Source organism: Microbulbifer variabilis ATCC 700307 (assembly GCF_000380565.1).
Lineage (GTDB): Bacteria > Pseudomonadota > Gammaproteobacteria > Pseudomonadales > Cellvibrionaceae > Microbulbifer > Microbulbifer variabilis.
This window is the reverse complement of the sequence record NZ_AQYJ01000023.1, coordinates 14524-27922: the sequence shown is the minus strand read 5'-3', so window position 1 is coordinate 27922 and position 13399 is coordinate 14524. Positions and strand designations below refer to the sequence as shown.

The following is a 13399-nucleotide window of genomic DNA, read 5'->3' as shown; positions in this document are numbered from 1 at the left end:
GGTAATTACACTCTTTTAAGGAAATAAGTCCTAAATTTCAGGCGAAATAGGTAGCATCCTTAAAGTATTTCCCATCCCGATCTTTCGGCGATAGCTGTGGCTGCTCATCACCGACGAGCGGCCATTCTATGTTCAAATCCGGGTCATTCCAAACAATCGACTGCTCATACTTTGGTGCATAATAATCCGTACATTTATAGACAAATTCGGCTGATTTGCTAGTAACATAAAACCCGTGCGCAAAACCTTCGGGCACCCAGAGCTGTCTTCTATTCTCTGCAGAAAGATAAACACCAACCCACAGACCAAAAGTGGTTGAACCTTTGCGTAGATCCACGGCAACATCAAAAACCTCGCCTTGAGTCACCCTAACTAATTTACCCTGCGTCTGCTCAGTCTGATAATGTAAGCCACGCAGTATCCCCAGAGAAGATTTACTATGATTGTCCTGCACAAAGACTCTCTCAGCGCACTCTCTATTAAAAACGTCATCTCGAAAAGACTCAAAAAAGAAGCCACGCTCATCCCCAAATACTTTGGGTTCGATAATTTTTACATCGGGGATTTTTGTTTCAATGATTTTCATACAACATTAGTAATCACAAAGTAAGAGGGGAAGGCGCCGGCTGACGGCCTATCATGAACAACCGGCAATATTGCAATAGCCTACTGACTAAAATTTATGGCTCGAATTATCCCGAAGCAATTCTTTTTATGTCCCTAGTGCGTATCGTCGTGCATTCAGAGTTGAACTCTCTCCACTCTCAATCAGTATTTGCATCAGGTATTTGCCGTAACCACTCTTCATTAGCGGATGGGCTTGCTTTTCCAAGTCTTCAGCGCTTATAAACCCTTTACGATAGGCAACTTCTTCCGGGCAAGCTATTTTTTGACCCTGACGCCGCTCAATAGTCTGAACAAAATGTGCAGCTTCCAACAGATTGTCATGGGTACCAGTATCCAGCCAGGCGCTTCCTCGTCCAAGTCGCTCTACGTCAAGTTGCCCTTCATTCAGATAGACCTTATTAATATCGGTAATTTCCAGTTCACCACGAGCACTAGGTTTAATTTCCCGGGCAATATCACAAACCTGGTTGTCATAAAAATACAAACCCGTAACAGCATGGTTGGACCTTGGATGTTCGGGCTTTTCCTCCAGGCTTATGGCACAGCCTTCGCTATCAAACTCAACTACCCCATAGGCACGAGGGTCCGCAACACGGTACCCAAATACTGTGGCTCCAGCCTCTTTAGCATTGGCATGTTGAAGTATCTGGCTGAAATTCTGTGCGTAGAAAATATTATCACCCAAAACAAGTGCACTTTTATGATTACCCACATGCTCTCTCCCAATCAAGAAGGCCTGGGCGAGACCATCCGGTGAGGGCTGCACTGCATAAGAAATACTGATACCCCATTGAGCACCATCTTCAAGCAAGCGCTGGTATAGGCACTGTTCCTCTGGTGTAGTGATAATTAAGATGTCTCTGATACCTGCCAACATCAGGGTTGTCAGTGGATAGTAAATCATCGGTTTATCATAGACAGCCATCAGCTGCTTACTTACACCTTTGGTCAGGGGATACAGGCGAGTACCTGAACCTCCAGCTAAGATTATCCCCTTTCTATCAGAAGATCCTTTCACAACCATTTCGCCCACCCTTGAATTTACATCCTTTAATGATCCGAGAACGCCCCTCAGAGATAAATTCAGGGGTTTTTGCCCGGTTTGTTTAATTGGACAGAATGCGATTATCAGTCAAAATTTATTTAAATAATTTTGACGTGCATAGTTACATACAATTAATGAAAACGGTATTACACGTGCCTACACTCGCCAAAAGCTATATTCATAACCGTAAAAGACAGGAGCCAAACTCCGCGGCTCCTGACAATTAATCAGCAATAATGAGGCCAATATGAATAAAAATAACGGGCACCGCGTACCAATTTAGAAGGAGAGAACTGCGGCTGTGCCAACTGCGATACGATAAAGTATCTCGGTGACATCTTTGGTTACTTGTAATTCACTAGACTGTATTTTTGGCATCACCATGATTTCATCTCCGGGGCGCAAACGATCTCCCAGGCGATTATCAAAGTCCCTATCATCAATACGACTGATAGTGCCATCGAGGTGCAAAATAACGAGTTCATCGCGATTAGCATTATTAGCGAATCCGCCGGCCAGCTCGATATAGTCCTCTAAAGTACGCTTTTTGCTATACACAAGAGAAGTTGGAAATATAACTTCTCCCACTATTGAAACCGTTGAAGATTTTAGAGGCACTACCAGTTCATCACCATCCTCAAGAAGCATTTCCGCCGCGTTTGGGTTGTTTGCAATCACGACCTGCCCTCTGGGTTCAGCCTTGCGTGCTTGCTCAATGAAATTTTGAATCATCATGGCATTGTCTTTTTGCGCTGACTTCTCCAGATCAGTATTGGGCTGACGCGTTAAGACTTCCATTTGCAGGGCATCCAACGAACGATCTAAAGCTGCTCTCTGCCTCTCGGCAACACTTTTACGGTAAAGCTGAATAGAATCTACATCAGCGTTGCCTCGGAAACTCAACTGATCTAACAACTCATTGAGTGTTGCTCCATAGGGAAGAACATAGGTAGCTGGACCATCCAGCTCACCCGATACACGTATCGAAATAGACTCAATATCGTTATCTCGTACTAACTCTACTTGTGCTCCAGGGTACAATCGCGTTGTCATAGCATCCGCTAACGGCATGTAATTAGCCTGCTGAACTCCACCAATGACCTGAGTAATTCGGGCAAAATTGGCTTGTGGGTCGGGCTTGGTCACAAGTAGCATTTCCCCAAGCTGGGTATAAGGCCCTACGAATTCCATTTGAGCGGGTTGCTGTACCGCACCTTCCACGGTTACCGATCCATGCCGCCCGCCCACTACAACAACATCACCATTACGAAGCTGGAGAGCTGGCATAATGCCGTCCACCAGGAAGTTGTACAGATTTACTCCTTGTATCTCCTCTCCCTGGCGCATGACTTTAATGTCAACAAAACTACCACTTTCTGCATCAATACCGCTGGCACTATCCAGATAGTACAAAATAGAATCAGAACTAAAGCCGTTGTATAGGCCGGGACTGTTAACATACCCGGTAACAAACACTTTTACCGGCTGACTAGCCTCTAAATTCGCGTACGCTTGTACATTATTTTTAAAGACGCGCTTTACATGCCGCAGGACAAAATCATTCAGCACGCCATTTTTAACGCCTGCAACATGAACAGGCCCAACTTCAGGCACAAAAATATTGCCCTGGGGATCAACTGGCAAGGTGGCACTAAAACTATAAGCACCCCAGAGCTGCAGATTGATTTGATCACCTATAGTGATCCGGTAGTCAGGATTAAAACCGCTAAATGGCTGGTCCTTGAAGGCTCCTTTAAAGAGGGATTCACCAAAAACTGGCACACCTGATCGCGGTATTTCTGTAGGTGCCACTTCATCTATTAGCTGAGTCTCTAGAGCTACAGACTGTATACTGACAAATGAAACTAGTAGCCCTACTCCTAAACCAAAGCTTCTTATTTTCCCTTTAATCATTTTCGTCATTCTTTGTAAATGAAAATTAACTTAGTTAATAAGAGGGCGATATTCGCCGGTTCTATCTATGAGCCAGGTCCTTCCCTGCCCAGGTTACACTCTGTGATCGCGAATGCTGGCGACTAACATTTTTACTATCCCATATAGCATCAATAGTATTATGGCGAGAGTTGTCAGGTTATATAGTTTGTGTGGGTATTCGGCTTCCTCGGCAAGAGAAGGCTGAGTCACTACCATTAAATGTTTTAGCTTACCTGAAGCCTCCATTCGGGCAGTTTCCAGTGCTTTCAAAGAAGCCGCGTAGGCATCAGTAGCAAATTGAAGGTCTAACTCCAGATTTTGAAAATGCGCTCCCAAGCTATTAAGCCTCTGGTCGCCCTCTTCCTCACCTATACCGACCAAGCGAACCTTCTCCATTTCAATTTGCTTTTCCAGTGCTCCAATTTCGGCCATCATGGAAACAATTTGCGAGGAGTCAGTATTCAGGTAGGTTTTAGCTGCAGTGAGATTCGCCCGCTGCTCTGCCAAGCGAGCTTCCAGGCCTTGAATAATGCTGCTTATCCCCTTGGTTAACTCCTCCGGGCTGACCACATTATTGTTGTTCTGGAAATCAAGAATCTCCTGTTTAGTACTTCGTAACTTGCTTTGCGCCAGTTCGACTTCGGTTTTCACAAAGGCAACTTGCTTGTCTGCCAGCTGATTGCTCACCGCATTGACAAAGTCTTCAGATTTTTGAGTAACTGTCTCCACCAAGAGCTGCGCAAAAGTAGGGTCATAGGCCTGCATATCTATTGTGATGATACCTGTAGCCTCATCATGGCCTACGTTGATATGGCTCCGGTAATACTCCAGGTAGTCTTCTTGCGTAGCTTCTAGAGCCAGCCTGGAGAAAATGTCATGGCGATCGCTCTGGTAATACTCAGCCAACTTCAGTTTTTCATCGAGATACAGAGCCATATCCAGAGACTGGATATAGTTGACCACCAGGAAGGCATCCTGATTATCTGTGCCGACTCCTGGCATAAGGAAACCCAGAGCTGGTGAGGCCACTTGACTGGAACCGCTATCTTTTACAATTAGCTGGGTGCTACTTAAATAGCGCTCAGAAACCCAGAAAAGATAGTAAGCACTGACCATGATAAGTGGTAAGACAACAAACAGGGTGATACCACGCCACCGATAGAGATGATCTTTAATTGTTTTATCTTTCACTGATGCATTTTCCCCCACCCATTGCTTTAAGCTCTTAAAAGCGTTCCGTAGAGTGCTTTTCGCTTTATACTTGGCAAGGTCCATTTTTTGCTCTGCTTTGAGCGAGTCTCTAGCTTCCATAATCAACTTTTATACTTTAAGAGCCTTATTGGCGTTGCCAGCTTTGGGTTTGGGTCTAGGTTGTTCACCCTGGTATTTTTCAATAGCGTCATCCACCGTATCGAATACGGTAAGCTGTCCAGCATCAAGATAAATACCAACGTCACAATTTTTTCGTAACAATGGCATAGCATGGGCAACAATAATGAACGTTGAAGTTTTGCGCTTCTCGGCAATAATCTCTTCACACTTTCTCTTAAAGTGCGCATCCCCGACAGACATCACCTCATCAACCAAGTAAGTATCAAAATCTACGGCGATACTGAGCCCAAATGCGAGGCGCGAGCGCATTCCAGAAGAATAACTTTTTACTGGGGCATCGAAATAATCGCCGATTTCGGCAAAGTCCTGAACCCGGTCCATAACCTTGCGCTGTTCCCCACCCCAAATGCCATGTATTCCACAAACAAAAGCTACATTATCCCTTCCAGTTAGGCTTCCCTGGAACCCGCCAGAAAGCCCCATGGGCCAGGAAATTCTCCGATCAGTTACCACCCGCCCTGAATCGGGATAGTCAATACCTCCCATGATGCGTAACAATGTTGATTTACCCGCACCATTGCGGCCCAAAATACCGATATTTTTTCCTTCTGGAAAAGTCGAGTTCACATTGCGAAACAGTACTTTACGGCCATTTGGCGTACGATAAGACTTTGTTAGATTTTCCAACTTGATCATTGGCTTCTCACCAGGTCACGCCAGTTAGCCCTATATGTCAGCAAGCCAAAGGCGAGGAAAGAAACGGAAATAAATATCAAGTAGTTAAGGTTTCCAAAAGCTCCTTGATACTGAACAAATAACCCCTCTCGAGTAAGCTCAATAACATGTAGGAGTGGGTTCCATACCAGGTAAGGGTGATACTCTTCTGGAATTTGCTCCAGTGAGAAAAACACCCCAGACAAAAAATATAGCGATCGTACAATTATTGGGGACATCTTCGCAGCTTCAGGAAACCTTTGGCCAACAACACAGAGAGCCAAACTAAGCCCAAGGCAGAAGCAGAAAAATAGCAAGTTTACGACTACTAACAACAAGAAGTTATTAAAACGAGTGGACACTCCGAACCACGCTAGCAAGCCAAGTAAGCATGTCAGGGCCACCAAATAAATGGCAAACTCCAACAGCGTGCGAGTCAGTACTGCGTCAAATGGTCTCAGTTGCCGATAGTTAAACAGCCCCCTATTCGGCTCAATAGCAGTAAGCCCCTTCCCAAAGCAATGGCTGAAACAAAGGAAAGGCGCAATTCCAGATAACATGAACAATGCAGTGGGAATACCAGGGTAGAAGTTTTCCCTAACCAAGCTGAAAATTGTTACAAGAACCATCATATGCAGAGACGGTTCGAGCAGCACCCACACGTAGCCCAGCCGCCACTTACCAAAACGAGTTTTCATCTCCCTAACCAGCATCGCATGAATTACATCACGCTGGATCTGCCACACTGTGCGTTGAACGGAGGATTCCATATCAGCTTTTTCTTTGATATATGTGAACCAGTTCCACGCCAACCAGGGCAACAAACTGGGATAATTAACTCAATTCCATTTGGTGGGATTTTCTTCACATTGTTACAACTGTTACACGCGCCTTTTTGCTGTGATCGTTGTTATTAGCGTGAAAAATACTAGGGTCACACACTTTATATAGCGAATCTTCCTGAAAACGCCAGTTGCGTCCTTAATAGGCGCGGTATGCTATCGCAGTCCCGCCATCAGCGTCTTGACGAATTAATTACGCGCCATTACGAACTTTCCTACACTAAATTGGTGAGATCAGACTGAGTAGTCTGAAAAGGTACACTCTTTGATCAATCCACTCAATGCACGCACGCTTCCTGTCGCCAATGGCTAATCTTGGACCAAATGGTTTGAATGGCAAGCAGGCGAATAAGCATCCACTCTGGGCAAATTTCCAGCAAGAACCTTCACCCAAAATCTCAAACATTCCCTCAACGTAACGTGTGCAGCTCTTCGTAATTTACCAGTTACAATTTCCGCTCCAACCTAAATTCACGGTATATGACCCAACGATTCGATCATTTATTGAGCGTACTAATAAACCTTATAAATTGAACAAATCTTATGCAACGATAGAGGCGCTCCTGATTGAGGTAGTGCTCTCAGAGGGTGTCGCTCAACGATGCAATCGATTGCATTCTAAAGAAAGCAATAAGTCTACTCAATCTTTTGCATACGTTAGTACCCATATGCCAAAACTACAGTGATAAGATTTTACTTCAGGGCTGACTTGACCAACGCCATACCTTGCAAAGGTATAGGCTCCCATACTCACGCAATAAACAAAGGTTCTCACACTGTGATCCGCACTTAGGCGTATGCTTGCCTACCATGTGAAAATGACATCTCTTAATTAAGCCCGTGCCCGATTGGAGTGACTTTTCATAAAAGCCAAACCAGCTCAATTTGCTTCACAGCAACGCTCTGTTGGTGATAACAAGATTCACGCCTTAAAAAGGCTTTTAGTAAAACAATCCAAGTAAGGTTGCCTTGTGGTTAACGGTCACTGAACAACCTAAATTTAGGCTAACACTTCGTCCACCCAATCAATCAACCAGCCGACCGAGATCATCGCCGATGAGCTTTTAATAGATACTGCAAGGTCACTATACGTTACCAAAATAATACACACCCAGCTTAAAGCATCGTAAACCAGCTATTAAGCAGGCTAAGTTTGTTAGTAGATTAGTCGTATTTAACTGCCCGCAGCTACCACCAGCAAGATCTATAAAGTTACAAGCCTAATGGCTCAATGAATAATCTAGTTGAAAAACTACGCATTTTCGATATCTGTCCCTTTCTCTCAGTGTGTGGTAAAAGACTACGTATTTCGGGGCAAGCTCAAATCAATGGGTATACACTAACATCAAAAATTATCCGCTTGTTAGACAGTTGTTTCTTTTCAGTTTGGGATAATATCAATTATTCTACATAGCATCGATTATCGTTCGATAACTGGTGGCAGCTTGCCACACAAAAAAGTAAACTTTGTAAACTACAGACAATTTGTTGTGGTAAGCCTTGAAACTCTAACCAATAAGCATCAATCCATTCTACGGAAGTTAGTCTTAGTAGATTGAGTCAAGCTTTCTAGACCAGTCGTTTTAATGAAATAAACTGCTTAGCAGACTAGAGTGTTCCCATGTTTATCGTAATCTACTGGGAACCAAGCTCATCTATGATTTTTATAAGAAATACAGGCTTGGAAAATATTAAAATTTATCAAAATTTGAGGCGGTTACTCTCACTAAAAGTCAACTCAAGAATCCATAGAATAAAAATTAACTTCTCAATAATTGCTCTTATTTTATACATATCCTCATGAATAAATCATTCAACATGATACTCATAAGGCAATATGCATTCTCGACCATACAAGAGCTCGGATCATAATGATATTTAGCTAGATGCTATGTAAGGCGAAGAGAGCCAGTTTTTCTTAAGATTAGTCTACTGAAGTATCTAATTATGTGAAATCAAGCGTCAAGGACTTCATTTTTGAGTTATCTTAATCTTCAACAACGACAATCCAGCCTGTATTTTCTATAGAGTCATCAGTTATAAATCTTTTACCATGGCGATTCTTGGGGAAAACTAACCGAGAGTATTTATCGCAATATATATGAATAGGTTGCTTAGAGAGAATGACTTAAAAACCAATTATTATCTAGATAATTTATAAATATATTCATATCACTTATTTTTTCACGCATCCAAAATTTAAAGTCTTAGTTCAAAATTACATTTCATTCACATATGTTTGCTTTTTCTGGGATACCATATTCCTTCAACAACTTAGCATATTCACCTTTGGCACAGAGTCGGTCTAACCCCTTATTGAAATCATCTCTAGGTTTTTCATTCTTAAATGCCATCTTGAATTTAGTAACAGGCAAAAAAATCTTGTGGATATCCACTTCATCCATTGAGTGTCCCTCCACAATAGTAAAATTCATAAAAATACTTTTATCAACTATTATGATAGAATCTGGATTTCTCCAGAAGTCTAAGACTTGATCCTCTGAGTTATCAGCCTCAACATAGTTTTTCCTGCCTGGCGCTCCAGGCGAGAACAGGCGCTTAAAATCTGGTCCGAGAGTAAGATGGGCTCCCTGCCAAACAATGAGATCATGCCCAACAAGATCATTCACACTATCTATCTTATAACCTTTATTTTTGTGACTAATCGCATAATTCACAAAACCGATATAGTATTTTGAGTAGTAGTACTTCTCTGGGCCACTATGTTCGATCGCATTTGCTTCTGCGTTTGCAATTCCCCTCCCAATTGCTTTTGGAATATCACCCCAGCTCATCTGTAAAAATGTTATTGAATATCCTGGAAGTGACTTTAGTATTACATCTACCTCGAGTCCGCGTTCCGCATTATTCCCCACATATGGTGGCGCATCCTCCTCAATCGCTACTTTAAGCTCTGACGCGGAAGTGAACAGTGCATAACCAAATAGAAAGGAAATCAAAACTAGCTGTTTTAATCCATTGTTTTGCATAACAATACTCAGAATGACACCGAAATTAGAATAAGTTAGATAGTAGATTAGGCTATGAAATAATACCTTATATGGTAATGGACACGGACTAGCGCCAAAATTCGCCCATGAGTCGAATGTGATGTCAGTGGCGCGTATAGATTGGTGGACCTCTATAGATAATTAACCTGCGTGGAATACAAAATTAAATATTAATCCCTTTTGGCATGAAAATCTTTCCAGCATCTTTGGTATTATTTACTCCTTCAAATAAATAAGCAGCAGTTAAAAGCTTTAGGAGGGCTGCCTACTTCTTCCATCCTTCACGGATATTTGAAATTTCCCGTAGTAAGAGGCATTAAATTGAACCATCTTTAATGCAATCTTTTCCTTATCAAAGTTCCTGTTACTTTTATTCAATAGGAGCTATATACCTAAACTGAAGTAAATCACCGCTCATTTTGCACATTCTCCCCAACTTGACATTCGTAGCCGCTTCATTCCACATCACCAAAAGGTTTATATTAGTCACCGGAATTTAGAATATTTTCCTAGATAAAACTCCTAAATAGAGTTAGATACTGCCCATCATACATTATTTAATGCGCATTATCTGAAACCAAGCTGGCCAATGTAAAAAATACTGAAAAAATCTATTCGGCCATATCAAAGTCCTGTAATTGACAGAAAACCAAGCTAAAGAGGTGCCATCACATTTTAAAATAAAAAATTGATTGATAAATTATAAAAATAAACATAGGAACTATTCTAAAAATTGAAAGTGGATCCGCTTTCCTGATCGGTTTTAATTGGTGACAATTAAATTTCTTTATTTTGAAGAAACCGTTTTACACACTTTAAAATTATACTGTACTGTTGTCTGGCGTCTACAAATCGATTCTATTAAACATCAAATTGATGGGGTAGCAAGCAGAAGGGCGACGCTAAATATCAAGGGAATTGATTACAATCTATGACTTCAATATATTAATATTTATTTTTCAATAAAAAACCGACTCTTAAGCCGGTATCGTAAATTTACATAAACCATCAAAATGATCCAAAATTGCCTGGGATTACTCATTTCATTATCAACGATGCCCCTCTTCTATTAATGATGGCTTGCTATGGCTGTAAATTAGTATAAAGAAATTTGGTTCAAAAATTAGCGTTCTCCAGCATCTACAAGTGCCTGATAAATACGATCAGGATAATCACCAATAATGCCGTCTACACCCAGTGAAATACTGCGCTCTATATGGTCTTCATCATTCACGGTCCACAGATCAACAAGTACCCCTTTTTTCTGGAAAAAACGCACATAGGGCTTAGTTGTAATGCTATATGGAAGCTGAGCAACATCAAACTTAGGCTTGAAAGCCCAACCGAACCCTGTGCTCCAGGCAAGACTTGCCTCAATAAGTTCACCTATGGTTGCACTGGTTCTAACCTCACCCCCGCTGATATCACGAAAATGATTCATTGCTTTGCTATGTTGGCTCGCAACGGTAACCTGCCCCTGCATCCGATAATCTGAAATAATCTGCCAAAGTACCTCTGAGAGCACTTTATCATTAGGTTTAATCTCTACATTGAATAAACCATCAGGATAACGCTCGAATAGTTCATTCAGTGTTAACAAAGTAAGCCCCTGATTTCGAAAGGGATAACTGTTACCATTATCACGAGTGAATTCATATCCTGCATCTAGGGATTTAATTTCACCTAAGGTCAAATCTTCAATTTTATCAGACACCCCTACATTGTCTTTGAGATCTGCATCATGATTAATAATGATGTAACGATCTTTTGATAAATGAACATCCAGCTCCAGGATATCTGCACCCTGTTCCATGGCCATATCAAATGCTAGGGAAGTACTTTGAGGGTACTCACCAGACGCCCCCCTGTGAGCAAGAATCTCTATAGCTAAGGCCTGATTACAGAAACCGACTCCTAAAGCAAGACAGACAATGGCTTTTAACATTTTTTTCATTTAGAGAATTTCCTTTATTATTAAATTGGTAAACCACTACATGAAATACAAATATACTACCAATCAAACCTGCTAGTTTATTGAATCTATGCTTTAGGTGCTTAATATTGCTCTATAACAAGAATCTAATAAACATGTTTCCAATCTGGTTCAAATAATACTTGAACTAAAAAATTAGTGTGATGACAAAATACTTCTATTACGCTCTAGAAGATTTACTAGAAAATTAGTAGAATATTCTTAACTAACCTTAAACGCTAAACATTTATTCTTGTCATAAAAATTTAATTTAGATTGTAAAGGTTTAATCGACAGTTCACCTTAAATCTATATACTTAGTTTACGCAACAGTGATTCAGCCGAATAATCGGTACTAGCGCACATATTTTTCAATAGATTGTTCTCAGCTCAATTAATTATCCTTTGCATTTGGGTTCGTTATAATCAAATTTAAGTTATTTTACTATTGGTCTTGCCCACTAAAAGTAGACACTCTAACTATGTATAGCTACGCTCATACTCTGCTGGACTTACATAGCCCAATGCAGAGTGCTTACGAACCCTATTGTAGAAAATCTCAATGTACTCAAACACCTCAGATTTTGCTTGCTCTTCGCTTTCGAATGTTCCGGCATAGACCAGCTCGACTTTTAGCCTGCAAAAGAATGATTCCATTGCTGCATTATCCCAACAGTTAGCCTGGCGACTCATACTCGGCTTGCACTTGCTTTCAGACACGAGATCCTGGTATTTCTGCGATCGATATTGCACACCCCTGTCAGAGTGAACTATTAGTCCAGGCTTTATTTGTCGTCTCTTTAGAGCCATTTTCAATGCTCGACGTGTCAATTCATCGGTCATCTGGGAGTCGAATGCCCAACCTACAATACGTCGAGAGTACAGATCCATAACTACCGCGAGGTACAACCACCGCTCCAGAACCCAGATATACGTAATATCACTGGTCCAGCGGCAATTTGGTCGATCCACATCAAAGCAACGCTTAAGTAAGTTGGCGGAGACATTAATGCTCCCCTCTACGGGCTGACTATATCGAAAGCCTTTGCCGTTTCTCGCCTTAATATGCTCCTGTTGCATAAGCACAACGACGTAGTTCCGTGAGCATGACTCACCTAACTCTTGAAGCACACAATCGATTCTAGGCGCTCTATAACGACCTTTAAACTCAGCAAACGTCTCTCGGATTTTCTCGATTGTTGGTATCTTTCTAATCGTGCGAGGAGGTGGCAACCGCCCTCACCATCGATAATAACCCGATCTTGAGACTTCTAAACAACGACACATCAAGCTAACCGGGAATGACCCTACATGCTCTTGTATCAGTGCGTACTTTACTCTTGGTGGTTCGAAAAGTACGCAGCTGTAGGTTCAACCTGTCAAGGCAACACCCTGACGAGCTTCATGCAGTTCCTTCTTGAGCTTGCGAACTTCAGCGCTTTCCTGTTTGGAATAGTTGGAGCCGTCTAAACTATTGAACTGCTTATCAGACAGTCGATTAAATTGACAACGCCAGTTGTAGATCTGCTGTGCGCTGACGCCTAGCTCTCGTGCCACGGAGGACGTTGCTGCTCCAGGCTCTTCCGCTCTCTTAACTGCTTCTCTACGGAACTCCTCCGTATACGCCTGAGTTCTTTTCTTGTCCATGATACACCTCCGTATTAGGCCGAAATCTAACTATACAAGGTGTCGATTAAACGTGAGGAAATCTTACACTAAACACCTAACCAACCAAAATAAAGACGGGAATAAAGTCTAAATCAAAGCCAAAATGTGGCTTTAGACACAATACAACGAAAGTTAATAACTTTGATTGGCACTATTTAAATATTGAAAAAAAGGTATAACATGATGAAAAAAGTAAGTTACGAAGTTAACATCGTTTTAATAGTGTACCTTAAACTATTGTCGAAATCACAGT

10 protein-coding genes are annotated in these 13399 nt (G+C 41.7%); all 10 read right to left on the bottom strand.

Going from position 1 to position 13399, the window contains the following annotated elements:
- Positions 1-37: 37 nt before the first annotated feature.
- The 10 genes from rfbC to G367_RS23160 all read right to left on the bottom strand — a co-directional run bounded on the left by rfbC (position 38) and on the right by G367_RS23160 (position 13125).
- Positions 38-586, bottom strand: a complete 549-nt coding sequence (gene rfbC, locus G367_RS0105475) for a dTDP-4-dehydrorhamnose 3,5-epimerase (protein ID WP_020412103.1) — start codon at positions 584-586, stop codon at positions 38-40.
- Between the two features lie 126 nt (positions 587-712).
- A complete protein-coding gene (rfbA, locus tag G367_RS0105470; protein WP_020412102.1) occupies positions 713-1651 on the bottom strand; it encodes a glucose-1-phosphate thymidylyltransferase RfbA in 939 nt (312 codons plus the stop codon).
- A 300-nt stretch (positions 1652-1951) separates the two neighbouring features.
- On the bottom strand, positions 1952-3586 hold the full coding sequence (locus G367_RS0105465) for a polysaccharide biosynthesis/export family protein (protein ID WP_020412101.1): 1635 nt from the start codon (positions 3584-3586) through the stop codon (positions 1952-1954).
- A gap of 93 nt (positions 3587-3679) precedes the next feature.
- Positions 3680-4798 (bottom strand): KpsE/RkpR family capsule polysaccharide export protein, encoded by a 1119-nt coding sequence (locus G367_RS0105460; RefSeq protein ID WP_157533364.1) that lies wholly within the window; start codon positions 4796-4798, stop codon positions 3680-3682.
- A 129-nt stretch (positions 4799-4927) separates the two neighbouring features.
- On the bottom strand, positions 4928-5635 hold the full coding sequence (locus G367_RS0105455) for an ABC transporter ATP-binding protein (RefSeq protein WP_020412099.1): 708 nt from the start codon (positions 5633-5635) through the stop codon (positions 4928-4930).
- Positions 5632-6423 (bottom strand): ABC transporter permease, encoded by a 792-nt coding sequence (locus G367_RS0105450; protein WP_020412098.1) that lies wholly within the window; start codon positions 6421-6423, stop codon positions 5632-5634. Before G367_RS0105450 ends, G367_RS0105455 begins: the two co-directional genes overlap by 4 nt.
- A 2297-nt stretch (positions 6424-8720) precedes the next feature.
- On the bottom strand, positions 8721-9485 hold the full coding sequence (locus tag G367_RS0105445) for a substrate-binding periplasmic protein (protein WP_020412097.1): 765 nt from the start codon (positions 9483-9485) through the stop codon (positions 8721-8723).
- A 1144-nt stretch (positions 9486-10629) separates the two neighbouring features.
- A complete protein-coding gene (locus G367_RS0105440) occupies positions 10630-11460 on the bottom strand; it encodes a glycerophosphodiester phosphodiesterase family protein (RefSeq protein ID WP_020412096.1) in 831 nt (276 codons plus the stop codon).
- 498 nt (positions 11461-11958) lie between these two features.
- A complete protein-coding gene (locus G367_RS23165) occupies positions 11959-12711 on the bottom strand; it encodes an IS3 family transposase (RefSeq protein ID WP_157533363.1) in 753 nt (250 codons plus the stop codon).
- Positions 12712-12849: 138 nt separating this feature from the next.
- The gene (locus G367_RS23160; RefSeq protein WP_020412094.1) at positions 12850-13125 is read right to left on the bottom strand and encodes a transposase; all 276 of its coding nucleotides are present in this window, start codon (positions 13123-13125) and stop codon (positions 12850-12852) included.
- Positions 13126-13399: the final 274 nt, after the last annotated feature.